Source organism: Ethanoligenens harbinense YUAN-3 (assembly GCF_000178115.2).
Classification (GTDB): Bacteria; Bacillota; Clostridia; order Oscillospirales; family Ethanoligenentaceae; genus Ethanoligenens; species Ethanoligenens harbinense.
In genome coordinates, this window is record NC_014828.1 from 1,397,604 (window position 1) to 1,421,720 (window position 24,117).

At 50.3% G+C, this 24,117-nt stretch carries 32 protein-coding genes and 1 tRNA gene; 6 read left to right on the plus strand and 27 right to left on the minus strand.

Annotated features, from left to right (window positions below):
* Positions 1–8: 8 nt before the first annotated feature.
* The 7 genes from ETHHA_RS06430 to ETHHA_RS06460 all read right to left on the minus strand — a co-directional run bounded on the left by ETHHA_RS06430 (position 9) and on the right by ETHHA_RS06460 (position 8,208).
* Positions 9–1,472 carry an Hsp70 family protein gene (locus ETHHA_RS06430; protein ID WP_013485168.1) on the minus strand — a complete coding sequence of 488 codons (1,464 nt, stop codon included), beginning with the start codon at positions 1,470–1,472 and terminating at the stop codon, positions 9–11.
* Positions 1,473–1,487: 15 nt separating this feature from the next.
* Positions 1,488–2,627: a coiled-coil domain-containing protein gene (locus tag ETHHA_RS06435; RefSeq protein ID WP_013485169.1), complete on the minus strand. Its 1,140-nt coding sequence runs from the start codon at positions 2,625–2,627 to the stop codon at positions 1,488–1,490.
* Positions 2,628–2,640: 13 nt separating this feature from the next.
* Positions 2,641–4,107, minus strand: coding sequence for a hypothetical protein (locus tag ETHHA_RS06440; RefSeq protein WP_013485170.1), 1,467 nt, complete (start codon positions 4,105–4,107; stop codon positions 2,641–2,643).
* A gap of 26 nt (positions 4,108–4,133) precedes the next feature.
* Positions 4,134–4,364 (minus strand): helix-turn-helix domain-containing protein, encoded by a 231-nt coding sequence (locus ETHHA_RS16330; protein ID WP_013485171.1) that lies wholly within the window; start codon positions 4,362–4,364, stop codon positions 4,134–4,136.
* 1,429 nt (positions 4,365–5,793) lie between these two features.
* A complete protein-coding gene (locus tag ETHHA_RS06450; RefSeq protein WP_013485173.1) occupies positions 5,794–6,759 on the minus strand; it encodes an AAA family ATPase in 966 nt (321 codons plus the stop codon).
* A gap of 470 nt (positions 6,760–7,229) precedes the next feature.
* Positions 7,230–7,931, minus strand: coding sequence for a metallophosphoesterase (locus ETHHA_RS06455; RefSeq protein ID WP_013485174.1), 702 nt, complete (start codon positions 7,929–7,931; stop codon positions 7,230–7,232).
* Positions 7,932–7,944: 13 nt separating this feature from the next.
* Positions 7,945–8,208 carry a hypothetical protein gene (locus ETHHA_RS06460; RefSeq protein ID WP_013485175.1) on the minus strand — a complete coding sequence of 88 codons (264 nt, stop codon included), beginning with the start codon at positions 8,206–8,208 and terminating at the stop codon, positions 7,945–7,947.
* Between the two features lie 130 nt (positions 8,209–8,338).
* On the opposite strand from ETHHA_RS06460, the gene ETHHA_RS06465 reads away from it, so the two are divergent.
* Positions 8,339–9,070: an AAA family ATPase gene (locus tag ETHHA_RS06465; RefSeq protein WP_013485176.1), complete on the plus strand. Its 732-nt coding sequence runs from the start codon at positions 8,339–8,341 to the stop codon at positions 9,068–9,070.
* Positions 9,063–9,440, plus strand: coding sequence for an MmcQ/YjbR family DNA-binding protein (locus tag ETHHA_RS06470; protein ID WP_013485177.1), 378 nt, complete (start codon positions 9,063–9,065; stop codon positions 9,438–9,440). The genes ETHHA_RS06465 and ETHHA_RS06470 overlap by 8 nt, the downstream gene beginning before the upstream one ends.
* A 9-nt stretch (positions 9,441–9,449) precedes the next feature.
* Here the strand turns inward: ETHHA_RS06470 and ETHHA_RS06475 are convergent, their stop codons facing one another.
* Genes ETHHA_RS06475 through ETHHA_RS06490 form a run of 4 tightly spaced genes read right to left on the minus strand, consistent with a single transcriptional unit; the run spans position 9,450 to position 10,887 of the window.
* Entirely contained in the window at positions 9,450–9,806 is a 357-nt protein-coding gene (locus ETHHA_RS06475) for an arsenate reductase family protein (RefSeq protein WP_013485178.1), read from the minus strand.
* Positions 9,807–9,821: 15 nt separating this feature from the next.
* Positions 9,822–10,367 carry a DUF1697 domain-containing protein gene (locus tag ETHHA_RS06480; RefSeq protein ID WP_013485179.1) on the minus strand — a complete coding sequence of 182 codons (546 nt, stop codon included), beginning with the start codon at positions 10,365–10,367 and terminating at the stop codon, positions 9,822–9,824.
* 13 nt (positions 10,368–10,380) lie between these two features.
* Positions 10,381–10,626 carry a helix-hairpin-helix domain-containing protein gene (locus tag ETHHA_RS06485; protein WP_013485180.1) on the minus strand — a complete coding sequence of 82 codons (246 nt, stop codon included), beginning with the start codon at positions 10,624–10,626 and terminating at the stop codon, positions 10,381–10,383.
* 3 nt (positions 10,627–10,629) lie between these two features.
* Positions 10,630–10,887: a TfoX/Sxy family protein gene (locus ETHHA_RS06490; RefSeq protein ID WP_013485181.1), complete on the minus strand. Its 258-nt coding sequence runs from the start codon at positions 10,885–10,887 to the stop codon at positions 10,630–10,632.
* 457 nt (positions 10,888–11,344) lie between these two features.
* On the opposite strand from ETHHA_RS06490, the gene ETHHA_RS06495 reads away from it, so the two are divergent.
* Entirely contained in the window at positions 11,345–11,887 is a 543-nt protein-coding gene (locus ETHHA_RS06495) for a CDP-alcohol phosphatidyltransferase family protein (RefSeq protein ID WP_013485182.1), read from the plus strand.
* Between the two features lie 18 nt (positions 11,888–11,905).
* On the opposite strand, the gene ETHHA_RS06500 is transcribed toward ETHHA_RS06495, so the two are convergent.
* The 5 genes from ETHHA_RS06500 to ETHHA_RS15085 all read right to left on the minus strand — a co-directional run bounded on the left by ETHHA_RS06500 (position 11,906) and on the right by ETHHA_RS15085 (position 13,422).
* Positions 11,906–12,103 (minus strand): hypothetical protein, encoded by a 198-nt coding sequence (locus ETHHA_RS06500; RefSeq protein ID WP_041686745.1) that lies wholly within the window; start codon positions 12,101–12,103, stop codon positions 11,906–11,908.
* Between the two features lie 93 nt (positions 12,104–12,196).
* Positions 12,197–12,664 carry a hypothetical protein gene (locus ETHHA_RS06505; protein ID WP_137143865.1) on the minus strand — a complete coding sequence of 156 codons (468 nt, stop codon included), beginning with the start codon at positions 12,662–12,664 and terminating at the stop codon, positions 12,197–12,199.
* A 128-nt stretch (positions 12,665–12,792) separates the two neighbouring features.
* Positions 12,793–13,152: a hypothetical protein gene (locus ETHHA_RS06510; protein WP_013485183.1), complete on the minus strand. Its 360-nt coding sequence runs from the start codon at positions 13,150–13,152 to the stop codon at positions 12,793–12,795.
* Positions 13,139–13,255 (minus strand): helix-turn-helix transcriptional regulator, encoded by a 117-nt coding sequence (locus ETHHA_RS15080; protein ID WP_083803649.1) that lies wholly within the window; start codon positions 13,253–13,255, stop codon positions 13,139–13,141. The genes ETHHA_RS06510 and ETHHA_RS15080 overlap by 14 nt, the downstream gene beginning before the upstream one ends.
* Positions 13,252–13,422, minus strand: a complete 171-nt coding sequence (locus tag ETHHA_RS15085) for a type II toxin-antitoxin system antitoxin (protein WP_013485184.1) — start codon at positions 13,420–13,422, stop codon at positions 13,252–13,254. The genes ETHHA_RS15080 and ETHHA_RS15085 overlap by 4 nt, the downstream gene beginning before the upstream one ends.
* A gap of 110 nt (positions 13,423–13,532) precedes the next feature.
* Between ETHHA_RS15085 and ETHHA_RS15845 the strand changes: the two genes are divergently transcribed.
* Positions 13,533–13,697 carry a hypothetical protein gene (locus ETHHA_RS15845; protein ID WP_013485185.1) on the plus strand — a complete coding sequence of 55 codons (165 nt, stop codon included), beginning with the start codon at positions 13,533–13,535 and terminating at the stop codon, positions 13,695–13,697.
* 107 nt (positions 13,698–13,804) lie between these two features.
* Here ETHHA_RS15845 and ETHHA_RS06520 read toward each other — a convergent pair whose 3' ends face one another.
* A complete protein-coding gene (locus ETHHA_RS06520; RefSeq protein ID WP_041687283.1) occupies positions 13,805–14,272 on the minus strand; it encodes a phage tail protein in 468 nt (155 codons plus the stop codon).
* A 91-nt stretch (positions 14,273–14,363) separates the two neighbouring features.
* Positions 14,364–14,452, minus strand: a tRNA-Ser gene (locus ETHHA_RS06525).
* Positions 14,453–14,936: 484 nt separating this feature from the next.
* Between ETHHA_RS06525 and ETHHA_RS06530 the strand changes: the two genes are divergently transcribed.
* The gene (locus ETHHA_RS06530) at positions 14,937–15,569 is read left to right on the plus strand and encodes a hypothetical protein (protein WP_013485187.1); all 633 of its coding nucleotides are present in this window, start codon (positions 14,937–14,939) and stop codon (positions 15,567–15,569) included.
* Positions 15,570–16,293: 724 nt separating this feature from the next.
* Here ETHHA_RS06530 and ETHHA_RS06535 read toward each other — a convergent pair.
* From ETHHA_RS06535 to ETHHA_RS06575, 9 genes are all read right to left on the minus strand, one after another.
* The gene (locus ETHHA_RS06535; RefSeq protein WP_013485188.1) at positions 16,294–17,073 is read right to left on the minus strand and encodes an energy-coupling factor ABC transporter ATP-binding protein; all 780 of its coding nucleotides are present in this window, start codon (positions 17,071–17,073) and stop codon (positions 16,294–16,296) included.
* Positions 17,070–18,014, minus strand: a complete 945-nt coding sequence (cbiQ, locus tag ETHHA_RS06540) for a cobalt ECF transporter T component CbiQ (protein ID WP_013485189.1) — start codon at positions 18,012–18,014, stop codon at positions 17,070–17,072. The genes ETHHA_RS06535 and cbiQ overlap by 4 nt, the downstream gene beginning before the upstream one ends.
* A complete protein-coding gene (gene cbiM, locus ETHHA_RS06545; RefSeq protein ID WP_013485190.1) occupies positions 18,004–19,056 on the minus strand; it encodes a cobalt transporter CbiM in 1,053 nt (350 codons plus the stop codon). The genes cbiQ and cbiM overlap by 11 nt, the downstream gene beginning before the upstream one ends.
* A 16-nt stretch (positions 19,057–19,072) precedes the next feature.
* Complete coding sequence (gene larB / locus ETHHA_RS06550) at positions 19,073–19,819, minus strand: nickel pincer cofactor biosynthesis protein LarB (protein ID WP_041687286.1); 747 nt, start codon at positions 19,817–19,819, stop codon at positions 19,073–19,075.
* A gap of 141 nt (positions 19,820–19,960) precedes the next feature.
* Positions 19,961–20,515, minus strand: a complete 555-nt coding sequence (locus ETHHA_RS06555; protein ID WP_013485192.1) for a flavodoxin family protein — start codon at positions 20,513–20,515, stop codon at positions 19,961–19,963.
* A gap of 10 nt (positions 20,516–20,525) precedes the next feature.
* Positions 20,526–21,125 (minus strand): CDP-alcohol phosphatidyltransferase family protein, encoded by a 600-nt coding sequence (locus ETHHA_RS06560; RefSeq protein ID WP_013485193.1) that lies wholly within the window; start codon positions 21,123–21,125, stop codon positions 20,526–20,528.
* On the minus strand, positions 21,122–21,634 hold the full coding sequence (locus ETHHA_RS06565; protein WP_013485194.1) for a flavodoxin domain-containing protein: 513 nt from the start codon (positions 21,632–21,634) through the stop codon (positions 21,122–21,124). The genes ETHHA_RS06560 and ETHHA_RS06565 overlap by 4 nt, the downstream gene beginning before the upstream one ends.
* Positions 21,631–22,518, minus strand: a complete 888-nt coding sequence (locus tag ETHHA_RS06570) for a hypothetical protein (RefSeq protein ID WP_013485195.1) — start codon at positions 22,516–22,518, stop codon at positions 21,631–21,633. Before ETHHA_RS06570 ends, ETHHA_RS06565 begins: the two co-directional genes overlap by 4 nt.
* A gap of 98 nt (positions 22,519–22,616) precedes the next feature.
* Positions 22,617–23,195, minus strand: a complete 579-nt coding sequence (locus tag ETHHA_RS06575) for a TetR/AcrR family transcriptional regulator (RefSeq protein ID WP_049776575.1) — start codon at positions 23,193–23,195, stop codon at positions 22,617–22,619.
* A 276-nt stretch (positions 23,196–23,471) separates the two neighbouring features.
* Between ETHHA_RS06575 and ETHHA_RS06580 the strand changes: the two genes are divergently transcribed.
* Positions 23,472–24,110: a TetR/AcrR family transcriptional regulator gene (locus tag ETHHA_RS06580; RefSeq protein WP_242822113.1), complete on the plus strand. Its 639-nt coding sequence runs from the start codon at positions 23,472–23,474 to the stop codon at positions 24,108–24,110.
* Positions 24,111–24,117 lie beyond the last annotated feature (7 nt).

Consider the following 24,117-nt stretch of genomic DNA (forward strand, 5'->3'; position numbering starts at 1 on the left):
CTCCTTCATTATTTTAAACCGGATATATCGTAATAGAAAGTAAGCTTATTCACTTCAACATTGGTAGGTTTGCTGTGTTGTAAGTCACCCATTGAATTATTATACAACTGAATTCTTGCAATTTGGTCATCATCTATCCGCGCCGAAAGTCGAATGATTTCATTCAAATAGCCTTTCGTTGGTATTGTGGCCCGCTCAAACATGACACCATCTTCATTTGCAAAGTTAAAATGGGCATCTTGCGTGTCTTCGGTTAGAGAAAAACTCAGCGTTTCAATTACGGATCCAACGCCATGTTCTCCTTCTTTCAAAATCGGAAAAATTGAACCATCGCTCAAATATAGCCCAAGCGAGTTGTTTAACTTAAAATTGCCGCCGATGATTTGCATAAGAGCAGCACCCTCAGCAGTTGACCACTGAGGCTTGTCCGGCAAGATTACCTGGCTGTCTTTAAAAATGTTGGTTATCGCTTCTTCATACGAAGCGAGGTTGCTGCTGCCTCCGACAATCACTATGGCATCAATACTTGCCGGTTTTAGATTTGCTCGCCCTAGTGCGGCATCAACAGCCTTGCGAATTCTGCTTTTTATTATAGGTTCAACAACACCATTGAAAAGATTAACACTTACAGTGATAGACTTTGTCCCGTACATTCCGTAATTATAGATTGCAGATTCATAGTCATCTTCGGTATTTGAAATTTCGATTTTTGCTTTTTCGCACCAAGAAATAAGATAATCTTTGCTTGCCAAATTCATATCTTCAAACGCTACAGGATTGTAAACTTCTGATTTTTTTATTATTTCTGCATGAACACGCTTTGCCAGAGCAAAATCGATGTCATCGCCTCCTACACGCTCGCCGAACACAGCGGTCTCTGTAATCGAGTTCTTTTTCAATTCCAGAATGCTTATGTCAAAAGTGCCACCACCCCAGTCAAGAACCATAACTTTTGAAAAAGCTTGTCCCGCTTTGCGGTTAGCAAAATAAGCTGCCGTGGATTCAGATAAAAAGGAGTTGACTTTTATACCAGCATTCTCTGCCGCAGTCCGGAGCTCTCTGCGAGCCTCCGGGGAAAAATCCACAGGGAATGAAAGCCCCGCTTTCGACAAATCAACGTCTGGATGAGTTCTTGATATGTAATCCTTTATGTATTTCAAAAACAATGTTGTAATTTCAGTGGCTGAATATCTATGATCACCAACTTTGAATTCTTTGTTGGTACCTAAAAATGATTTCATTGACGTGAATATCTCGTAATCAGAGGACAGTTCCTCGCGGTGGTTCTTAATGTCACGTCCGAATTTTAATGAACCACCATTCTGACGAGGAATAGCAACAATCGATGAGAATGGATAATCACCGCCCTCCCCAAGGTTGACGGTTTTATATCCATGCTCGTCATTAAACACCCGAACAACAGACGTGTTCGTTGTTCCAAAATCTATCCCGATAAAACTGCCCTTCTGCATAATTCTTATCCGCCTTTATTCGTAAGTTATTCCAAATCTCTTTAGTAGTTTAAAGATTCGGGTAAGTGTAGACCGATATGCCTCAAACAAATCGGAACTATACTCGCTTCCCTTTGATGCCATAAAATCGGAATAGTCCAGTTTTAGTGCTTCCGAAATATCGTTCTTCAGGGTTGCCAGTTCCTGATTCTTTGATATTTCATCCATGTTCAACGAAGTGCGGAGACGTTCGGTCAAATCGGAAACCTGCGCTTCAGATGAAGATAGGGTAGTTTTTATTTTCTTTAGTTCCAATGTTGAAAAACTTAGCTGTTGTTCCCTCTCACGAATGGTAGCTTGAGCAGTGGCAATCTCTCCATTTTTTTTCTGAATCTGCATCGAAAGGGTATCTATTGCTGCCCGGTTTTCTGTCAGCCTTCGTAATAGCAAGAGAATTTCCGTCTGAGTAGATTCAATTTTTACAAGAGCATCTTTTGAAATCTGCGAGTCATAGTTCTTTGTCTTCTCCGCTTTTATAGAAGAAGTTTGGACTGGTTCTTCTTCTTTTGCAGTCTCTGCTTGCGCAACCTTTACAGCTGGTGGCTGAGAAACATCAATAGTTGTTGAAACAGTTCTGTCAACTACTGCATCTAGGAAACGTTCGAATCTCTGTTTTTCAAATGGGTTCGCTTTAAACGCATCCGCGTTAACTACTTCATAGAGCTTTTGAACGAAAGATAGTCCATTTACATCAACAATAGTTTTTTTGAAGTTATTCTTACAGCCATCAGCAAACTGGCTCCCACTTTCTGAACGTATTAGAATGTAGTTAAGAATTGAAAATGCAAGCTCATATTTTGAAGCTTTTGTCAACGACAGTACACTTCCGAACCCTTTCGGATAAAGAAAATTCTGCGGTTTGTCCTTTTGAAACTGCTCATTTGTGCGAAACTCCTCGACAATTGTGGCTAATTGCTCATTGCTGAGTTCCGTCGCTGCTCGATTAAAATAAGCAGGGCAAACAGAGTAATGAAGCTTCATTAGATAATCAGCTACCTGCTTCGCATTATTTATCTCTTCCGACATTGTCAAAAGGATGGCAACCGCTTTCTTTCGGTTATCTTTGCTCAAGTCCTTCTTGGCACAGATTTCATCTAATACTTGTAAAGCTTCCAATGTGTTTCCTCCATTAACTGATCTTTAGTTCGCTGCGGTCATATCCGCACAAGTTAAGTATACGCTCGCAGCAGGATTTTATTTCCCCGCTTGCCTTGTTTTTTGCCACAGACAGCCCGTTTGATAATATATATGATTCAGCCGAGTTGTCACGCTCGTCAAGCCAAAGGACAGGAGACCCGCCCGATTGAACTAATTGTTTAACACCTATGACAAGAGCTTTATAGGGCTTTTTGAGAATCATTGCTTCGCATAGCTTTACGAGAACATCATCCCAACTTTTTGTAGCATATGTTTTGCCAAGTAGTGTGAACCCCGAAGGTACCGGATTTCTTGTTTCGGCAGATTCATTAGTATCGGGAATGCTACTTGTTTCTTCTGGCGACAGAGTGATTGGGATAAGATGAGAATTTTCAATCTGTGTTTTTAAGCTGACATACCATCTATCGAAATATTCTCTGTCTGGACGATACCACTGGCTGCAAAACAGAATTGTTGTAGTACCCAGTTTAAAAGCCTCTGCCCAGTAACGATTTTTGCTGCTTTCAGATCCAGTTTGTTCTCCTAAAAAGTCTTTTTCACAGAGCAACTTAGCAAACGGATAATTAAGGTTAAGAACCCGCTTGCTCCAATTTTTATCTTGCCATAAATGTAATTCATTCTCAGTTGGCTGAAAACCAGTATCGCACAAATCTCTCAATTTCGTGCGAACATAAAAGCCAACTTTAACTTGTTCAGATGCAGTTTCTTCTAATTGCTGAGATTCGACAATAGAATTGGGAAATAGTTCTTGAATTTGTCGTTCGTCGGATGTCTTATCGAAATGCTTGTTTAGCGAATCATACCAATCGTCAAAATACGGCAAATATATCGAAGCCCATCCACTGTAAATAAGCAGTATAACGTCACCAAATTTAAACCTGTCTTTTACCCAGTAACGACGCGGTGTTCCGGCGATAGAAGTTTGCCTGAGAATTTCCTTTGTTTCATCATATATTCTTGCAAATTGGTGAGGCAGACCAAGAATTCTTCTGCTCCAGGCTGAGTCCTGCATATTTCGCAATTGTTCCTCAGAAAAAACAAAACCGCTTTTGCTCAATTGATATAATTTCTGCCTTACATAATCACCGGCACTGCTATATGAAGCATCTTCCGAATTCTGTTCTAGTTCCATTGGCACGGCTTCAGCGTTTGGTGGTTCTAATTCTTTTTCTATAGCTGGCTGCGAAACAACCGTCGGTGTTATAATGATGCGATTGGATGCAAGATATGAACCCGCAATTTCTTTTTGAACCGAAGTGAGACTCTCTGACCATTTTCTCAGTTGTTGAATCTTTGTTCGGGCATCTAACATGACTTCTTTGGCTTCAGCCATATCTTCAATGTCTATAGCTGCATCGTAACGCCGTTTTTCTTCCTGCTCTTTTGTGCGTAACGCATCAATAAGAGTATTTATTTGAAGCTCTATTTCACTTGACACGCCAGCACCTCCTATTGATTTGGTTATTATTTCGTCAAAGACGTTTCTTTTTGAGATTTTACAAAAACGAGAATGTCTGATGTTTTGCAATCGAATAATTCACATAGCTTATTAAGCGTATTATAATCCACGCGTGTTATACGATCATGGTACAAATCGGAAATTGTGCTCCTGCTTATTCCGGTTTTCTCAAAAACATCCTGAATGTTATATCGTCTTTCACCCATGAGCGTTGAAAGCTTACAGTGAATGGCCATATACTATCTCCTTATTTAACCCTTATGAAATGGCATTGCAGTGCTCTTGCCAATTCGCCGTTCCGAGGATATCGAATCTGGATGGCATCTTTTCTGACAAAACGTTCAGAAAAGTTAACATTCCGAATCTGCGCTACATATTTTTTCCCATTAAGATAGATGCTTATGGGCTTTACTTCTCCTCGTTGCAGAAATTTTCCCATATTTCGTGTAAAGATCACCTGATTTTCAACAGGTAAAGTAAGGCCTTCGTTTAGCAAAGACCAATGGACCTCAGTTTTATATACATAATTTTCGAAGTCTTCCAAACCGCCATCTTCTCAAAATAATTTTATAAAAAAGTGGTTTACTGATTTGTTACTGGAGTATTGTGTTACCGGTTTTCTATGAAAATCCAATTATATTGTACTTCTTTCAATCCTATAGTGCAATACAGTCTGCCCGTGAATTTCATCTTAAATCTGATAACTGACTGGTCAGGATAGTTAGTAACACCGCTATACCAAATGGCATCCATAACTTAGCAAAGTAATCATATAAAATGGGTACAACCCCTCTCGCAACACCATGGTAGATGACGTAGCGGTGCGGATTTACGGCGCTTTATTTTTCCTCCGACCCCGAAGCCGACCCCAAAGGCCAAAATCCGACCCCGAAGCGAAACGTTACCCGACCCGCATTGCGGGGCGATGTGAGCCGCAGCAGGGACGCACCGCGACCCCGCTGCTTTAACCAGCATCGGAATCGACCCGGTTTTCGACCGTTTTTCAAGGGCTACCCGGCAGCCAGTCTGAGCGCATATTTCCGCCTTTGAATGATTGAACCGTCGTGGACTTTGTCTGCCAAGAGCAGGCTTTTCACTTTTTTCTGCGGGTAAATCACTTCGGAGCTCTTTCCGCACAAGGCTCCCGACACGGGCCGCAAGCCCGGTGAGGGACACGGATGCCACCTCGCCGTGAAAACGGCACACGAGGCCACACGGCCGGTGACAGGGGCGAACGTGCCTCGAATGGGGCGATGCCTGCGCGCTTGCTTTGGGGCGTGCCAGTCGAGAGGGGATGACAAATAGCCCAACTGACGAGCGGAACTACTTTTCCGGACGAGTCGTCTTTTACCCATTTTATCACAAAAACGGACGTTTTCGTTCACGTCTTAAGATTCTACATTGGTAATCACCTCCAGAGGCAAAGGGCAAAACACCCAATAAGGTGCATGCGGTGCGACCGTCATCTCAAAAGTGCAGAAGCGGACACCCTATAAGGTGCCTTACGAGAAGGAATTTGCCTCGCGTGCATCGAACGAGGCACCCTATTGGGTGCATAGATGAGCGTCGCTGATGATGCCCAAACCGCAGCCACATGGGTGCCGGTCTGAAAACAGGTGCTTGATTAAGAATGCAAGGTTGCAATACCGTAAGAACATTACACCCTTACATCCTTGCGCCCGGCGCCGTCCAATACCACTGATTCCCGGATTTGACGGACCCGACGCCCAGGTTTTTTTTGGCGATGTTGACCGTCCGCTCCGAAATGCCCAGTTCTTTGGCGCGGCGGAAGACCTCTTCCACAGAAACCGGCTTGGTGAGCATGGTTTTGAGCGCCTCTTCCATTCGCATGGTTTTGGTCTGCACGGTTCCTTCGCCCGCGAGCAGTTCGTTCACCGTGGTGTCGCAGAAGCCTTTCCATTGGAATCCGTTTTCCGCGTCCAAAGCGAATGCGATGGAGCGCCCTTCCGGTGCCAGGCTGCTTTTGTCGTGCGCCACCACCCGGATGTCGGGAGAATCTTTCATCCGCCCGACGAGCAGCACGCTTCTCGCCGCGGCCCGGAAATCGATGGAGCCGAGGCCGCGGTAGGAGGCTTTCAGCCCCTGCGCCTTGTTCATGTGTCCGATGAGAATAACGGCGCATCCGGTGCGCTCCGCCATGCGGCACAGTCGCTTGAACATGGGGCGGATTTCGTTTGCCCGGTGCATATCCACCTGGTCGCCGAGATACGCCTGCATCGGGTCGAGCACGATCAGGCGTGCGCCGGTTTCGAGGATGGCCTGCTCCAGCCTGGCGTCGCAGAGCGTCAGGTCTTTCTGCGATTCATCAATCACCAGAACTTTGGAGCAATCCGCGCCCGACCGTTCCAACCGGGGCTTGATAGTATCGGCCAGCCCGTCCTCCGCCGATTGGTAGATGACATTGACCGGTTCACCGCCGGCCGCTTCCTCCGGCAGCGGCTCTCCGCGCGTCAGCAGCGCGATCATCGCCAAAACGAAAGAGGTTTTTCCTTCGCCCGGGTCGCCCTGGATGATGGTCACCTTGCCGTAGGGGATGTACGGATACCACAGCCACCGGACTTCCTCGGCGGCGATGTCGCTCATCGCGATAATTTTGCACTCGTTTCTCATATTGGTTTCCTCCTGATTTCGTATGCGCGCCCCCGGCCGGCCTCTGCTTTTAGGGGCTGACAGAGCCGTTTTGTAATTGAATTACCGCACCACAACAATTACGCTCTCTTTGTAGACGGCAGAGGAACCCAAAACGGTACGTGGAAAACAGAAAAAGCAAAATTGAGAGAAAGAGCGGCTCTTGCAAAATTGGAGAGGATTTTGCAGAAGCTCGAGCAGGAGGAGCGCAACAGTGCCTACGGCACACGCTGGACGGCATAACAAAACAGGCGGGCCGGTGCTTTCCTGCCGCCGGTCTGCCTGCTCTTACAGCATTTTTTCAGATAGTGTCGAACTCGACGCACAGCGGGTGCGGACAAGACGAAAACCCTGCAAATGTGTCGAACTCGACGCATAACACAGCACATGGGAAACCAAATTTTCAGAAAGGTGTCGAACTCGACGCACAACGCAGTGCTACGTCTTTACGTTCATTCGCCAAAGGAAAACATCTGAATTTCCTGAAACAGAAACGTCAGTTTGTCAATTCGCTTGCCGGTGTGGAAATGTCCGCAATACCACTCATCGTATTGTAGGCGGCTCTCGATTGCCCCCAGCCATTCCTCGGTGCTTTTGTCGACGGTCGACTGGTCAATGCCGGGCAGGAAAACTTCCGTGGGCTCATATTGCAGCGGGCAGGTGTGAGACAGAACCACATCGACCCGCCAGTTTTCACTTTCCAGCCGCTGTTCCACCCGCGCCTTGACGGTGTCGGACGGCTGCTCATCCGCCCACCAGTGTTTGCCAAGCGCCAGCCTATAATGTTTATCCACACTGTACGCGCCGCCGATGACAAGACAGTGCCGCCCGTCGAATTCATAAATCTCGCCGTCTTTGGCAAACAGCAGGTTTGGATACTCCGCTTCCATAAAAACGGCGCCGCCATGCCAAACGGTTTCGGCATAGCCGGAAACATTTTGCGGGCGCTCTTCGTGGTTGCCATGGATGCAGAACAGCGTGATGGGCAGACGGCTCAGCATTTGTTTGACCTGCCGGTCTTCCTTCGTTCCGAAACCATTGATTCCCGCGTCGCCGAGGATGATGAGCACGTCCTCTTTCGACGTATGAAACGTCCTGCACATCAAAACAACGCGGGAAAAATTGCGGTGTGTGTCGCCGGTGATGTAGACCATGGAGCACCTCCTGTCAGCGGGGCAAATCCGGCCGGTCGTATCTATCCAGTTCTTTTGCCAGTTTCCACGCCAGTTCAAATCCACTGATGAAGCTGTCAAAGGAAATATCGTTGATCAGCTGGTCTTTATCGTCGATGATGCGCAGCACCAGCTTGCGGTCGCCCTTGTTCAGATGCGTAATCAGCGCCCGATGGTTGGCCTCAATGCGCTGGGCCTGCGGTGTGGCGATCGGTTTGCTGTAGAACCGATGATACAGTGCCTGCAGGATGTATTTCATCTGTGCCGCCCCCTTCGCGACACACAATACCACAAAGCGTGCGGGATAGCTACTGGATTCTGATTGCCACCGCCAGCCATTCTTTGACGGTTGCACGCGCTCCGTGGTATCATAGCGGTGGGTGATTGGAATGGACAGCAACTACATCAGCAGCGTGAAGCTCACCAAACCTCTGCCGGAGGGTTCGTATCTGAACAACCTGCAGGCAGTGCGGCATCTCATCCATCAGGGCGGGCTTGCGTTTGAAAAGCCCGTTACCTTTTTGGTCGGTGAAAACGGCACGGGAAAATCCACATTGCTTGAAGGCATCGCGGCGGCGTATGGCTTTAATCCCGAAGGCGGCACGCGGAATTTCACCTTTTCCACCCGCGCCACCCATTCGGAATTGTACCAATATCTGACCATCGCGCGGCGCGCGCATGCGAAGGATGGCTTTTTTCTGCGCGCCGAGTGCTTTTACAATCTGGCCAGCAACATCGACGATCTGGGGGTAGAGGACAGCTACGGCGGCCGGTCGCTGCACGCGCAGTCGCACGGCGAGAGTTTTCTGGCGCTCATTGAAAACCGCTTCGGCGGAAATGGCGTCTATCTGCTCGACGAGCCGGAGGCGGCGCTCTCGCCCAACCGTCTGATGACGCTGCTGGCGCGCATCCATGACTTAGTGCAAAGGCATTCGCAGTTTCTCATTGCCACCCATTCGCCCATCCTGATGGCGTATCCGGGCGCGGAGGTGCTGGAGCTGACAGCGGACGGCATCCGCGCGGTGAACTATCAAGAAACCGAGCATTACCAGCTCACCCGCCGCTTTCTCGAAAACCCGGAGCGGATGTTTCACTATCTGCTGGAGGAAAATAATGACTGAAAGTAAAACGGCGGGCTCCATGACCCGCCGCGAGCTGATTGAATACTGCCTGACTTATCCAGACGCCTACGAGGACTATCCCTTTGACGAGCGCGCGGACGTTCCGGGCGCGTGGACGGTGATGCGCCATGGGCTGAACCAAAAGAGCTTCGCCTTTGTCTACGAGCGGGATGGGCTGTGTGTCAACCTCAAATGCGAGCCGGAGCAGGCCGACTTTTTCCGAAAAGTCTACGCGGGCGTGACCCCGGCCTACCATATGAATAAGCAGCACTGGAACACCGTCCACTTGAATAGCGATGTGCCGTGGGACGAGCTGCGCGATATGATTGAGCACAGCTACCGCCTGACGATGCCAAAGCGCGGCCAATAGGCGTGCTGCTCACTGCCCCAGTAGCCACGCTTCCCATTCCGGCTCTTTAAAACCGACCAAAACAAACGCTTCCGTCACCAGCAGCGGGCGCTTTACAAGCATACCGTCGGTGGATAACAGGGCAAGCTGTTCGTCCTCACTCATGGAGGGCAGCTTGTCCTTCAGCGTCAGCGCTTTGTAGGCAAGGCCGCTGGTGTTGAAGAAGCGTTTGAGCGGCAGGCCGCTGCGTGTGAAATAATCCCGCAGCTCGGCCTCGGTCGGGTTTTCGACCTTGATATCCCGGACAGTGTAGGCGACACCGTGCTCGTCCAGCCACTTTTGGGCCTTCCGGCAGGTGCTGCAGTTTGGGTAACAAATGAACAGCATGGATTGGCCCTCCCATTATTGCCGCATCAGCCCGATGATCTTCTCAATGGTGTTCCAGTTGCGGGAGGTCAACCGGGCTTTGTACTGCTTTGCGCCCAGCACCTTGCCGCCAAATGCGGAGGATAGCGTTTCTCCTTTAGGCACGATCCAGAACGCGTTGCCCTCCGCCGGGTAAAACTGCTCCTGTTTGCCGTGCGGCGTGGCGGCAAACAACGCGCCCAATTCCACAGGGAGCATGGCATCATCGCAAAGCAGCAGATAAAGGTGGCAGCCCTCCGGCACCGCGAGCGCGCGGGTGGCGTTTTGCAGCTCTTCCAACTCCAAAACGCCGCGCAGGTAAATGGGCGCGTCGTAGCCGAGGGCGGATTTTAGCCCGTTTTCGATCAGCAGCTTCAACTCCTGCGCGGGCTGGTCGGATGCAAACACCACGTTTCCCGTGTTTAGCACCGTACGCGCACCGGAAAAGCCCAACCCGGTGAACGCCGTTTTCAGGGCGTCCATAGGGATTTTGTTGCCGTTTACATTGACGCCGCGCAGAAACGCGGCAAAATATGCGGGCATGGCGCGCTCCCTTTCAATCCTTCCAGTTCCACCACTTGCATTTTGGGGGTTCCGGGTCTGGTGTGGAGGCGAAATAGACCGCGCAGCGGTAAACATAAAGCTGACAGCGGTCGATATGCACGCCCCGTTCCGCGCATTCGCGCGCGTACAGTTCCTCGGGGTCCGCGCCCCGCAGGGAGGCGATGGTGGTGTCGCCCAACCGAATGAGATCCTGCTCGGTCTGTTTCCCCACGCCGGGGATTTTACGCAGCTCGCCCATGTGTTACCCCTTGTTCGCGTGATAAAAGGCGCTCAGCTCCGCTTTTGCACCCGTGCCGAGGTTGTGCCAGCGGATGCCGCGGATAGCCCCCTCCAGCGCCGAAAGGCGCATGATGCAGGCGGAGGGGTCAATAGCCTTGATGCGCAGCCATGCCTCGTGGCTGCCCACGGTTTCCAGTTCCTGCGGCGTGGTGATGCCGACCTGCTCGAGCTGCTTTTCCAGCGTCGGGCCGATATTGACGAGTTTTGCAAGTGTGCCCATGCGCTAAACCTCCCATCCTGTCGATATTTCTATTGTACCATGTCCGCGTGCGTACTGAAAGGCACGCTGCCGATGTGAGACATGATGTCACATTTTTTAGCCGCCAGCCCTGTTTTGAGACATCATGGTATACTTTGTCCGGCAAACCACGGCGTACAACCCCGGCGGGCCCTATTGTGTGACATCATGGTATACGTTATCGGGGAAAGCATCCCGTCAAGCTGAAAAGGCCTTTGAACATCTATTGATGAAAGCGATTGGGAAGGCATCGGTGGGCATGCATTCGTTGCCGCGACAACGCAAGCATTATTGCCGGGGCCTTTGCGTTGCTTTTGCAATAAAAACCAAAATCGGTTACGGTGGGGACAATGCTGCATCAAAAACACAGACATAGAACCCTTGCCGTTTTCCGCGAAATCCGGTAAGCTGAAGGGAAGAACCACAAGGGGGGCTGCCTGTGAATCGAAAAGCGATCCCCAATCTTTTGACCGCCACGCACATGGTTTTGACAGTGGCGCTGCTGCTCCCGACGGTGCCGAGTGCTGCGTTCGCCGTGCTTTATCTCGCCGCCGGGCTGACGGACATGCTCGACGGCTGGCTGGCCCGCCGCCTGCTCGCCGAAAGCGTCTTTGGCGCGAGGTTGGATTCCGCCGCGGACTTCTTCTTTGTCGTTGTGGCGTTGTTCCGCCTGTGGCCAGTGGCGGCACCGGGGACGGCCGTGCTGCTGTGGGTGGGCGCCATCGCGGTTCTGCGTCTGGGCGCGGCGTTGGCCGCAAAAGTCCGGTTTGGCAGGTTCAACTTTTTGCATACCTGCGCCAACAAATACACGGGCCTGCTGCTGTTCTGCTATCCGTTTTCGCTGTTTTTTACGCGGTCGCAGATCGTCTTATACATCCTCTGCGCGGCGGCGACACTTTCCGCAGCGGAGGAACTGCTCGTGGAACTCACCGTCAAACATTGGGACCCGAACCGCGCGGGACTTTTGATAAAAGCGAAGTGAGATTGGTTCGATAAACGGTCAACGGCCACTGTCCAGGCTCTCCGCATCCTTTTTCCGCCTGCGAAACGCGTTGACATTGTAATGGTTGCGGCAGGTGACCGAGCAGAACTCACTGCGGGCGTTTGGATTGTGGTAAACGCTGCCGCAGAATTTGCATGCTTTCAGCGGCGCGGCGGGGTCGGTGACCGCGCGGGCATAGGCGGGGCGCAGCACCACCAGCAGGTTTTGTGGTTTCCAGAGAAGCTGAGGGTTTTCACCAAACGTCAGCTGAAAAGCAAGGCCGTCCGATTCTTCCGTGGTTCCGCGCGCCTAGGCCGCCCGTAGTTTCTCCTGCTTTCCGGCGGGAACGGCATTGCCCCGTGTCGCCAGAAAATGTGCGTAACCTGCCGCCAGCTTCGCCGCAAAGTGGTCGAGCGGCTCGCCGTAGTCGTGGGAGAAAACATCGTGATAAAGCGGGGATGCGCCGCTGTTTTCCGCGCGCCCGTCACTGTAGAACAGCTTTTGCGCTGGCGTGGCTGGCGTGCCAAGCCCCAGCAGGCCGTGCCGTCTTGCAAAATCCAGGCAGGCCCGCTTCGGGCTATCCTCGTTCCAGACACTTCTCCCGGCGTTGAGCGCGTCCACCGCCAGTTCCTCGGGGCGTTCCGCGCAGTTATAGGAAATTGCCCCCGCCGTTTTTGCCGGGCGGAGATATCTCAAGCCGTTCACTTCGACAATCTCATAGTCCGACCAGCGCACCCACGGCGTGTTCAGACTCCGAAACCAATCACTATCTGTCATATCGTAGACCTCCATTTAAAGAACGCAGGCAGCCCGGTGGTTCCTTCGCCGGGCTGCCTGCGTTGTTATGCCGCCCGACGCTTTTCCTGCCTGCTTTTCAGAATTTGCGCTTTGAGCTTTGGATAAATCTAACCTGCTGCGAGCCAGCTGACCATGAACGGCCAGAGTGGCCAGCAGATAACGCCGCACGCTGCCGCAATCTTAGACGTTTTGAAGTGATGTACTACGTTTAAGAAGAGAACTTCCTTTTGCGGGAGGGTTAGGTCCCGGATGACGTTGCTGACCGCTTCGTCGGTCACCAGTTCATGCAGGTCTTTCGCCCGGTGCGAAAAAATCAAGTCGGCCCAGTCCTCGCATTGGCTGAGCCTCAGCATTTTTACGCCGGGGATGCTTTCCTCGTCCACCGCCTGCCGGTCGGCGAGGGTTGTGTCCGCATCATCCCGATGAGCCTGGTGCCGTCGGTCATTGTTGCGTTCACCTTTGTCCAATGTAACGCGAGTAAGTCGTTTGGCTGATGTTTAACAAATCGGCCAATGCCTGCTGGTTCAAATCCCGGTCTTCCCGCAAAGCTCGTATTCTTAGGCCCATCATTGTGTGTTCAGCTCAATTTTTCCATGTGCTTTTTCATAGCTCTCAATGCAATCCCGAATTAAAACCAGAATTTGGCTGTTGGCAGAACGGCCTTCGTAGTCGGCCACCACATGCAGCTTGTTTAAAATTTCCTCATCAATGCGAATAGAAAGGCTTTTCACAGACATAAATACACCCCATAATAAATATATAATGTATTTATTTTAGATGTATTTTATGCTATACTGCTATTTATAAACGCATAATATGTTTACTTTATATTCATAGAGGTCGTAGTATGGCAGATTATCAGCAGATGTATCTTAAATTGTTCAATAAAATCACAGACATCATCGAGGAATTACAGCAAATTCAAGAAGAAGTGGAGGAGCTTTACATAAAGGGCTCAGAGCCGGATTTAACCGTGTTGAAATCGCAGAAGACAGATCGCGTCGAAAAATGAACAGGTCTGCTTTTCCAGAGCGGAGAAGCGGATTTGCCGGACGGGATGATTCACTAAAGCTTTATTGCCGCATAGCTTTCATCCCTTTGTAGGATGCGCCTTGATTCTTATTGGTATTCTCCTTTGATTACAAAAAAGGAGCCTCGGATCATTCCGGCCAACTTGGATTTCTGACGGGCAAATTTGAATTTGCCTTCCAATTCTTTGGGTATCTCCATTCCCTCAGAAAGCTTGAATCCGACAGCCCGCTTTTTGGGGTCATCGACTGCATACATGACATTGACCGCAAGGCCGCTTTCATAAAAGATATAGGCAAATTGGATGTTTTCCACTTGAAAACATGATGTTTCCAAAGGCCTGTCCGCAAACACAATGCCGCGTTCTTCTTTCAGGATCCGGTTCACATACTCCAGGCTTTCATGGCTTTCGTCAGCCGGGGTAACCGTAAATTCATGCTTGTATTTGTTCATAAAATAGCGGGACTCGTTCGCGCGTAAACCGGCAAGGGGCTCTGCCACAGGGGAAGACTCCAAACCGACCGTCGATACGTTTTTAAAATCAACAAGATACGACATTTTCATTTCTCGCTATCCTCTAAAAGTTGCGGAAGAAAAGGCAACGCGCTCACAAAACTATGAGCGCGTCCTGACCGCGGGCACTGCCCGCTGGCGGAGAGGGAGGGATTCGAACCCTCGTGTGATTACTCACAAACTGATTTCGAGTCAGCCCCGTTATGACCGCTTCGATACCTCTCCATATATAGTTTTACCGCAAAAGCGGGAAAACGCGAGTTTGAAAAAGTGTTAGCAAACTGTTAGCGTGCGCCTGATTTTTGGGAAGCATCGACCGCCGACAAGCCCTGATTTCATGCGGGTTCGCGGCTTTTTGGGTGAAACGAAGCCCACTTGATTTCGAGTCAGCCCCGTTATGACCACTTCGATACCTTTCCGTATATTATCCCTTTATCCACTTCCGAAATTGGAAGAAAAAATAGGGAAACTGTTGATATGCAGTGCATCAAACACAACACATCGGCAAACAGCGCCTTAATAGTATAGCAAACCGCATGCTAAAAGTCAAATGTTTTTGTATGTCTGATCCCTTCTTTCGTTTTTTGGTTGCGGTTTTTCAGAACAAAAACCCTACTTTGCTTCTACACAACCAATGCAAAATATGATACTATAATGCATGAGCCTTATTTATTTTACCGCAGGGCGGCATGTGCAACCGAGGGGCACTATGATTGTAAAATGCATTAAGAATCCTGATGTTTTTAAAATACAGGACGAACTGACAAACGCCGTCTATTACGGTTGCAATCAGGAATGGTATCAAACAAAATGGCAGCGGCGCTCCGGTTGCGGGCCAACTACTTCCACCACTATTCTGCAGTATCTGTATGCCACACGGAAAAACAGCGCGCCGCTGTTGCTGACCAAAGGCGCCTGCCTGCAATGTATGGAAGAGGTATGGAAGTATGTTACACCCGGCCCGCAGGGCATTTCCTCTACCCAGAAATTCTGCAAAGGGCTGGATGCGTATGCTCGGGCCAAATCTTTGCGCCTCCAGACCGATGTGCTGGATATCCCACGTTATCGCAGCAAACGCCCGCCGTTTTCAGAAACACTGGCTTTTCTTGACAACGCGCTGAAGAATGATCTGCCGATTGCTTTTTTGAACCTCCACAACGGACAGGAACCAATACTGGACTCTTGGCATTGGGTGACCATTATTTCTGTGGAGTATGCATCGGACGCCAGTAAAGCGTTTGTCGGCATATTGGACGAGGGGATGCGCAAAAACATTGATTTCTCCATGTGGTTTCACACGACCCTTTGGGGCGGCGGTCTGGTCGCGTTCGATATGCTGTGAACACGGTTCAAACAGAAATTCCCCGTTGCCTGGATGAACCCCTAAAAGTTAGACAATAGTTTTAATTAAGTTACCCAAAGGCTTGCTGCCTGCGTAGAGCAGGTGGCAAGCCCTTCCGTTTTGCCTTGATGTGGCGATTGTTGTAATAACCCGGGTGGTCTACAAGCTCGGCTTTGAACTTGAGCCGTTCTCAATTTTTCGGAGACAAAGAAGCCGTGCAAATGTGTGTTTGTTTCAAAAGCTCCTAATAACCCTTTGCCGGCGTACTGGATACCCTGATCCGAATGATGGAGCAGGCCTGCTCTGAGTTTGTATCGCCAAATTGCCGTGTTCAGCACTCTTTTGCAGAAATCGGTGTCGATTCGGCTGCTGGTGGCAAATCCAATGATCGCCGATCAAACAAATCGTATACGGTGCCCAGATAAAGCCCCTTCTCGTCTGTTTCTGCACAGCTGATCTTGTTGGGGCATCCATATTTGGTAGTTTTTATAAGAAGTCATATCGCAATCAGCAAGTTTCGAAATTGTACCACGCATCATCATTTTTCCGTTATTATGGCATACTTGTTTTATATTGGTTTCTCCAACAGTATTATACTTTACCAAGGAGAACGTATTCAAGCCTGCATTTACTCAAGGTAAATATTTTTAAAGAAAATAAGATGAAATTCTCCAATCTGTTCTAATTATGTCTGAAATTTTCAATAAGCATATATTTTTATAGTTCAATCTTCTTGGAAATCCCATGGGTGTGTGTGATAATGCTCATCGACAAGATTTACCTGCTTTAAAAGTTTAGGGTCTTTGAGTAAAGTTTTTACCGGCAAATCGGCAGCAATGGTATGGTCTTCGTCAAACAGAATTGCGCGGTCGGAAACATGCGGAACCAAATCCAGATCATGTGTCGCAAAAATCAAAGTTTTGCCCGCTTTTCCCAACGATTGAAGCAGGTGCAGTAGCCATGTCTGCGATCGTGGGTCCAGGCTGCTGGCAGGTTCATCCAGAACGAGAACATCTGGATTCAAAATGAGAACACTGCCGATAGCCACTTTCTTTTTCTCTCCGCCGCTGAGATGGAACGGCGGTTTTTCCAGCAGCTTTTCAATGTCAAGTATAGAGGAAAGTTCATCAATGCGCTTTCTTATCGTGTCTTTTGGCAGACCAAACTGGAGGGGGCCAAAGGCCAGTTCTTCGTAAACCGTACTGCAAAACAACTGAGCTTCCGAGTCCTGAAAAACAAATCCGATTCGGCGATGGTAAACAGTGGACAGGTTTCCTTTGAAATGCTCACGCTCCACTTTCTTTCCGAATGCGGTAAATGTCCCGCTCTGTGGAAAAAGGAGCCCGGCCAGTATTTTCAATAGAGTGGATTTGCCGCAGCCGTTTGCTCCAAGGATGCTCAGCCGTTCTCCCGCGACGATTTCAAGGCTTATATTTGAAAGCACCGGTTCGCTCTGCGGGTAAGCATATGAAACTTCGTCCAGTTTGAAAACGGTCTGATTCAAAACAGATGTTCACCCACAATCAATAGCATTAAGATGACGACGCTGTTTATCAAAAAAAGGACATCAGCAGCACTTATTTTATAGCTGCGGATGCTTACGGGTTTTCCGGAAAACCCCCGGCAGACCATAGCGTCGTAAATCTCTTCGCTTAATCCTTGTGATTTTATAAAAAGATATGCAACACTGTGGCTCATGAAGCGGCGGTTGTCGGCGGTTTCCAGCTTGCCGACCGTCCGGAGAAACCGGGCCTCCATCATGTTTTTGGCCATTTCCACTGTGACAAATAGGTAGCGGTAGGCCATATTCAAAACGGAGACGACCACTAAAGGCACATGCATCCCGGCAAGCGCATGGGTGATTTGAGACCATCTTGTTGTCAACAACAGAAGAAACGCAAACGACAAGGAAATTCCGGGATGCAGCGCGAGCCGAAATGCCATGGCGATGCCGGAGGAAGTAAAATACAGACCGTTTTGCATACCGAAGGTTCCGGGTGGCAGCACGTAAAAGAGGGGCGCTCCCTTTGTAAACAGGCTGGAGGCGCCCGGTATGGAACAAACAAACACGGCCGGAGGAAGATACGCCCATACCCGGCGGAAATAGTCTGTCATGTTAAGCCCGGAAAGTTTTGCATAAGCAAATGCGATCACAGCCAGTGCGAGAAGGATTACGATACTTGAAGAAAACGAAGAAAAAACCATAAACGCCAGCAATACAATGACTTTGACCCTGGGGTCAAGGCATTGCAGCAGCATGGTTTTTGACGCATACCGTTCACAATAGAATTCGTTTTCAAATACTTCTGAAAAATGATGGAGTGTTTTAATTAGAAAATTTGTCCCGGAAGATGCCACACGGGCTTTTTCATCTCGACTCGTTTCAAGCAGCCAGGCAGGAATATCGGGCGGTATTTCCGGATGACGGGTCGTGCTATTTGGCATTTCCACTCTTTATTTTACCTTTCTGAGCTTTCATAACCAGTGCGGAACTGAGAAGGATCAAGCCGACAATCAATGCAATGCCGATGATTGCCGATAAAATGTAGCCTGTAATGGAGCCTGCGGCACCGTTCCCTAAAACGGGGAGGGAATAATCCGGGAGCAAAGCTTTCCACTTATCGGCCATTGCGGCAAAGCCTGCCGGTATATACCCAATGGCTTTTTTGATTTCTCCTCCGCTCCATTCACCCCAGGCAGTACCCGTTGCGAGCAGTCCGAGCGGAGCCAATAGAATAAGAACGCCGAGCGGGATCAGCAAAGCCTTGTATCTTTTCCAAAACGAAATCTCTGGTTCTTTTATGGATTCCAACGATTCCCGGGCAAAAAGCTGGGGAGCGAATTTGGCAACATAAGCAACGGCCGCCGCCGTAATAACGGCTTCTACAGGCCCTGCCACCAGACCGTGTGCGAACATCATGGCAGGTATCGAGACGGATAGGGGATAGGGGCAATAGAGCGCGGAACCATTGGCCGCCTTGAAAAGGAGAGGCTGGATGCCAAACTCTACAGATGCGCAAAAAGCGGCAAGGTTTAATCCCGCATAGCTTCCGATGAGAGAACCGACAAGATTGCGGCGGCTGCCGGGCTTTGATCTGCCGGTGATCCATTTATATATAGCGTATCCGGTAAACGGCATAACTACAGCCATATTCAGACAATTGATTCCAAACGCCATGATACCGCCGTCGCCAAACACAAAAGCCTGTATCAGCAGAGTGGTGGAAACCGAAATGGTTGCCGCCCAGGGCCCCAGCAGGATCGCAATGAAGACCGCGCCCACCGCATGAGCCGAGCTCCCTCCCGCCACCGGAACATTGAACGCCATGATTACAAAGGAAAATGCAGCACAAAGCGCAAGGGTGGGAACCCGTCTCTCACCCAGTTTCTTTTTGACTTGATTGAAAGCGACGATCCAGACAGGCACCATGCCTGCTATGGCCGGAATCGTGGTCTGAGGTGAGAGGTAACCGTCCGGAATATGCATAAATGCAACCCTCACTTTACAATTTATTGATCATACTTGCCAGATATCCGGCTCCAAAGCCGTTGTCGATATTTACAACGCCGATACCGCTGGCGCAGCTGTTAAGCATGGCCAGAAGTGCGGAAAGCCCTCCAAAATTGGCTCCGTATCCCACACTGGTGGGCACGGCAATGACGGGTTTGTCCACCATTCCGCCAACGACACTCGCCAGTGCGCCTTCCATTCCGGCCACGACAATGAGCACATTTGCGCGCATGAGGTGATCGGAATTGGCAAACAGGCGATGTATGCCCGCAACGCCAACATCATAAACTCTATCCACCCCGTTGCCAAGAGTTTCGGCCGTGACAGCGGCTTCTTCTGCCACCGGAATATCGGATGTGCCGGCTGTTATGACAGCAATCATTTTATCTGTGACAATGAGGTCTCTTCTTTTTACCACAACGATTCTGGCAGTTTCATAATACACTGCATCCCGGGTCAGTTCAAGTATGCCTTTATAGACGTCCTCTCCTGCTCGGGTGGCAAGGATGTTGTTGTTGTTTTCCATAAGCTTTTGCACGATTGATTTTATCTGACCGACTGTTTTGCCCTGACAAAATATGACTTCAGGATAACCGTTACGGATACTTCTGTGATGGTCAACCTTTGCGAAGCCGAGATCTTCAAAAGGAAGATTTTTTAAATCACCAACCGCTTCTTCAACACTTACATGCCCCTCTTTTACTTGTTCCAGAAGCCTTTTCAGGCCATCTTCATTCATAATAGTGCCCATTCCTTCCGCCTCGCTCAGAGCAAAAAACGTGACAATGTCCGTCGGATCTCCCTGCCGCATTGTACCACGTAACCCCAGGTGCATTCAACCGGCATACAGATGGCATATTCGGGGATGTGCGGGCGTTTCCTACAAATCCGTACCCAATCGGTAGGCTTTTTGCTCTTTCTGGTTGTCCGATGTGGTCAATTTGGCTTTGGTTACCGTTCCGCCATGCAGTGCAGCCATCGCGTCGTCCAGCTCCGGCGAGGTGTCGGCCGCGCCGGTGTCGAAGACCAGCACATGCTGCGAAGGCGTCAGGGTCACGTTCTTCATATAATCCAGCAGCACCGGCGAAAGCTTCCCGCCGTATACGGGGGAGCCGAACACAACCACCGCGTAGCCGGAGAGGTCGGTGGAAAGATACCTGCCCGGATGGTTGACCGTGACCTGATAGCCGTTCTTGTTCAGGCCTTTTGCAATCTGGAAAACGGTTTGTTCGGTTACATCGGACAAGGCCGACGGCTGATAGATGACCAATGCCTTTTGGCCGGACGGCGTGCCGTTGAGTACCTGGGGGTGGTTGCCGGCGGAGTGGTTGACTACCGATGTCAGCCGGTTCAGGAGCACAAAACCGGTAATCATGAACGCAGCAAAGACACCCGGTATGATCAATAGAATGTTTCGGACGATATGCTTTTTCATTCAATTTTCCTCACAGTCGGTTCATGTCGGGGTGGATGTGTGAACGAAGCAGCAGGATAAGGCAGGCACGAACACGGGCCGTCATGGAAACGATAGCCAGAAACGCCGCCAGGTACAGCACGGCATACAAAACACCAGTAAAAGCGGCATGGCCGACCGTCTCGCAGGCAAGCATGGGCGCAGTATAAAAAAACATGGCGGCCAACCGCCCGAGTGTGTCGAATACAAACAGGCGTTTTGGTTCATGCGGTGTTTTTTGCAGATATCTGGATGTGAGCAGAAAGCCGGTAAAATCCAGAGCGGCGACTGCAGTGAACCAGACGGGCACGATTCCGGACAGATTGAAGAGCATCAGAGCAGGGAAGATGAACGAGCAGTCCGCCAGGATGTCCAGCCGGGCGCCCACGGCGGACTCTGTCCGCAGCGCCCGTGCCAGCCGGCCGTCGATGAAGTCGGACAGCCAGATGAAAGCCTCCAGACCATACAATACGGCGGGCATATGTAACGCGTGGCCATACAGGCTTTTGCACAGGACATACACGAAAACGGCGCTGCAAGCGATGCGCGCAAGGGTGACGGCATTCGGGAGCAGGCGCTTGAAGCGTTTCATATCCGGGTTTTCCCCGCGGGCATGGGGTGTGGCGCTGTTTGCAGCTTGTGTATAAACTGGAGGATGTTCTGCTCAAAAAACACCGATTCGTTCTTGCGGTTTCCGCGCATGGCGCCTACCATAAGCCTTTCTATCCAGTTCATTTTCTGAAAATCGAAACCATACCCGAGGATGTCTTTGGCAACGGCATGTTCCAGCAGTTCGGGTGCAAAGGCGTTTTGAAGCTCCTGCTTTTGCACCTCCGGGTCGGTGACACCCGCGCAGAGGAACAGACCGGTCTTTTTGTCAAGCAACTCCGGCAAATGCCGGTCTATAAATGTGGTCAACGCTTTCTGAACATGCCCGATGTAGACGGAACCGCCCAAAATCACGGCATCGTACGGTTCCAGAGAGGGGACTGTACCGTTTGCGTCGGCAAGCTGTGTTTCGCCGCCCAGCATGGCCTGCAAACGTTTCGCCACACTGCGTGTACAGCCGTATTTCGTGGTATAGATGATGATGGTTTTCATGCGGCTTTGCCTCCTTTGTTGGCCGGTTCTTTGATCGTGCGCAGCAAAACGAACAGAAATACAAACGCGATCGCGTTGGCGGCGGGAAACAGGACGCATACCGCCGCCGGCACCGCTACGCCCGCCAGCACCTGCCCGATGACCATGGCGGTCAGAGCCGTGAGCATGGTCGCGGCCTTCATACAGACCACGGTGCCCAGCAGTAGGCCGAACGGATTTTTTCGCAGCAGCAAGATGGCTGTCAGCCAGGATACCGGTACGATGAATCCAAGGTCCATCGCCTGGATGACTAGTGTGGTATATTGCTCCAAACCGGACGGTACCGTATCGTTCAAAAGCGAAGGCTCGATTTTGCCCAACCACATCAGCCCGACCGACGTACCCAGAAACAGCAGAAAGACCGCGATCGGTTTGGCGGGGAACCGGTCTCCGATGTTTTCGGACAGCGCCCGCGTATCGAATGACATCATGGTGAGCACGAACGCAAAGAAGCTCATCGACATCAGGGCCACGTCGGCCAGGAACAGGCTGTTGTACATGGAAGTGAACGAGTACGACATATAGGTATACAGGAAATAGGCCAGAGTCCCCGCCAGCAGGAGCCGCCCTCTCAGGCTGCCCCTGCGCGCGAATACGATGGAAACGATCAGCAGCGGGACGCCCAGGCAGAGCGTCACGACATCCTGTGCGATGGCCTGCGCCGCCATGGAGACGGAATCGAACCGGTACAGCCCTTTGCCGAAAAGTATCACCTGTTCGCCGTGTATGGTCGTAAACGCATGCTTGCCGGGGCCTCCGGCGGAAAAGATGCCGATGGCGGCCGCGGCTGCCGCCAACACGGAGATGCAGATTGCCAGGATCGTAATGGATTTTTGTTGTTTCATGCAATTTTTCTCGGTCTTTCCGGTCGTCCTGTTTGCTCCGTTCAGAAAGGCGTTTTCCCGAAACAGGTCGAAAATATCCGGCGGTTTCCCTGATGGGTTCAGAGCGTGCCGACCGCGGCGGCAATAAATTCGAGAAAATGCCGGATCAGCCGTTCCTGCTGTTCTTTGTCTATTTGTTCGGTGTTGATCCGCATGACCAGCCCGAACATGGATGCCCAGATGATTTGAGCGGTCAGTTCCAGTTGGCTGTCGTCATAGCCGGCGCGGTCTTTCAGAATCACACGCAGGATGTCGCGCATCATGCCGATCGCACGGCGGTCGGACGCTGCTCCCCGCTGCAGAACGGACGTGCGCGCGAGGACTGCGGGAGACTCGCCTAGCATCAGCGTTTTATAGTCTTCTTCCATGGTCAGGGCCAGCGTAATGAACCGGCGCAGGTTGTTCAACAGATACTCGACGGGATCGTTTCCGTGGCAATCGGGTGCCGAAAGCGCGTCTATAAATTGCTGGTATCTGTCGGAAATGATATGGTCGAGGATATCCTCTTTATCGCGGAAATAGTGGTAAACGTTAGCAGGAGAATACTCGATTTTTTCGGCCAGTTTGCGGATGGAAAGTTTTTCAATGCCTTCGTTTCTCATGATCTCAATGGCGGCTTGCAGGATCTTTTCGCGCATTTCCGCTTTTTCCCGTTCTTTTCGTTCCTGTATCCCGATGATGCCATCCTCCTTTGAACATAATAAATTTTTCAAACAGTGTTCAATAAATATATACTATAAATTTTCAGGGCTGTCAAGAGGAATAAAGCAAAAAGATGAGGTTCGGTCGTGCCGGCGCCCGCATGGCGGGTGCAGCGTACCGCAGGCAACAGGATGTAAACCATCTATTGACCACACCGGTCAACGGTGCTATACTGAAATTGACCGGTATGGTCAATGAAGCGTGCCGGGGAGGTGGGACATTTGAATGAAAAATTTATGAGCCTGAACGCCGAAAAGCAAGCACGTATCCTCAATGCTGCATTGGAGGAGTTTGCAAAAAAAGGATATAAAAACGCCTCGACAAATGAGATCGTGCGAAAAGCGGGCATTTCCAAGGGGCTGCTGTTCCATTACTTTGGCAATAAAAAACGGTTGTATCTGTTTCTCTACGATTACGCCAACGACGTTTTTACAAACGAATTTTTCAACAGGCTGGATTATGGCAGGGCCGACCTGTTTAAACGTCTGAAACAAATGATCGAGCTGAAAATAGAGCTTAGCCGGAAACACCCCGACCTGTATGAGTTTATGGTCTGCGCGACTTTGGAGGATGTCGGCGGCATCAAGTCCGAGATTGAGACGAAGAGCCGGATCAGCATACAGGACAGCATGGCACGGGCTTTTGGAGGCCTGGACACATCCGGATTGAAGGAAGGACTGGACCTCCGCCGCGTTTTGGAGATCATCACATGGGTAGGGCAGGGGTTTGCCAATCGGCGTCTGTTGGAATATAAACGGGACCCGGCCAAGCGTGCCCGATTCGATATGCGCGCGGAAGCCGCAGAGTTCGATACCTACATCGCCATTCTGAAAGACGCCTTTTACAAATGAACATACG

Bases quoted from the DNA above. Each gene is read 5' to 3' on its own strand.
- ETHHA_RS06430 (WP_013485168.1), bottom strand. From the start codon at position 1,472: ATGCAGAAGGGCAGTTTTATCGGGATAGATTTTGGAACAACGAACACG.
- ETHHA_RS16330 (WP_013485171.1), bottom strand. From the start codon at position 4,364: ATGGCCATTCACTGTAAGCTTTCAACGCTCATGGGTGAAAGACGATAT.
- ETHHA_RS06450 (WP_013485173.1), bottom strand. From the start codon at position 6,759: ATGAGAAACGAGTGCAAAATTATCGCGATGAGCGACATCGCCGCCGAG.
- ETHHA_RS06455 (WP_013485174.1), bottom strand. From the start codon at position 7,931: ATGGTCTACATCACCGGCGACACACACCGCAATTTTTCCCGCGTTGTT.
- ETHHA_RS06460 (WP_013485175.1), bottom strand. From the start codon at position 8,208: ATGAAATACATCCTGCAGGCACTGTATCATCGGTTCTACAGCAAACCG.
- ETHHA_RS06465 (WP_013485176.1), top strand. From the start codon at position 8,339: ATGGACAGCAACTACATCAGCAGCGTGAAGCTCACCAAACCTCTGCCG.
- ETHHA_RS06470 (WP_013485177.1), top strand. From the start codon at position 9,063: ATGACTGAAAGTAAAACGGCGGGCTCCATGACCCGCCGCGAGCTGATT.
- ETHHA_RS06475 (WP_013485178.1), bottom strand. From the start codon at position 9,806: ATGCTGTTCATTTGTTACCCAAACTGCAGCACCTGCCGGAAGGCCCAA.
- ETHHA_RS06480 (WP_013485179.1), bottom strand. From the start codon at position 10,367: ATGCCCGCATATTTTGCCGCGTTTCTGCGCGGCGTCAATGTAAACGGC.
- ETHHA_RS06485 (WP_013485180.1), bottom strand. From the start codon at position 10,626: ATGGGCGAGCTGCGTAAAATCCCCGGCGTGGGGAAACAGACCGAGCAG.
- ETHHA_RS06490 (WP_013485181.1), bottom strand. From the start codon at position 10,887: ATGGGCACACTTGCAAAACTCGTCAATATCGGCCCGACGCTGGAAAAG.
- ETHHA_RS06505 (WP_137143865.1), bottom strand. From the start codon at position 12,664: ATGACAGATAGTGATTGGTTTCGGAGTCTGAACACGCCGTGGGTGCGC.
- ETHHA_RS15080 (WP_083803649.1), bottom strand. From the start codon at position 13,255: ATGATGGGCCTAAGAATACGAGCTTTGCGGGAAGACCGGGATTTGAAC.
- ETHHA_RS15085 (WP_013485184.1), bottom strand. From the start codon at position 13,422: ATGTCTGTGAAAAGCCTTTCTATTCGCATTGATGAGGAAATTTTAAAC.
- ETHHA_RS15845 (WP_013485185.1), top strand. From the start codon at position 13,533: ATGGCAGATTATCAGCAGATGTATCTTAAATTGTTCAATAAAATCACA.
- ETHHA_RS06520 (WP_041687283.1), bottom strand. From the start codon at position 14,272: ATGTCGTATCTTGTTGATTTTAAAAACGTATCGACGGTCGGTTTGGAG.
- ETHHA_RS06530 (WP_013485187.1), top strand. From the start codon at position 14,937: ATGATTGTAAAATGCATTAAGAATCCTGATGTTTTTAAAATACAGGAC.
- cbiQ (WP_013485189.1), bottom strand. From the start codon at position 18,014: ATGCCAAATAGCACGACCCGTCATCCGGAAATACCGCCCGATATTCCT.
- cbiM (WP_013485190.1), bottom strand. From the start codon at position 19,056: ATGCATATTCCGGACGGTTACCTCTCACCTCAGACCACGATTCCGGCC.
- larB (WP_041687286.1), bottom strand. From the start codon at position 19,819: ATGAATGAAGATGGCCTGAAAAGGCTTCTGGAACAAGTAAAAGAGGGG.
- ETHHA_RS06555 (WP_013485192.1), bottom strand. From the start codon at position 20,515: ATGAAAAAGCATATCGTCCGAAACATTCTATTGATCATACCGGGTGTC.
- ETHHA_RS06560 (WP_013485193.1), bottom strand. From the start codon at position 21,125: ATGAAACGCTTCAAGCGCCTGCTCCCGAATGCCGTCACCCTTGCGCGC.
- ETHHA_RS06565 (WP_013485194.1), bottom strand. From the start codon at position 21,634: ATGAAAACCATCATCATCTATACCACGAAATACGGCTGTACACGCAGT.
- ETHHA_RS06570 (WP_013485195.1), bottom strand. From the start codon at position 22,518: ATGAAACAACAAAAATCCATTACGATCCTGGCAATCTGCATCTCCGTG.
- ETHHA_RS06575 (WP_049776575.1), bottom strand. From the start codon at position 23,195: ATGCGCGAAAAGATCCTGCAAGCCGCCATTGAGATCATGAGAAACGAA.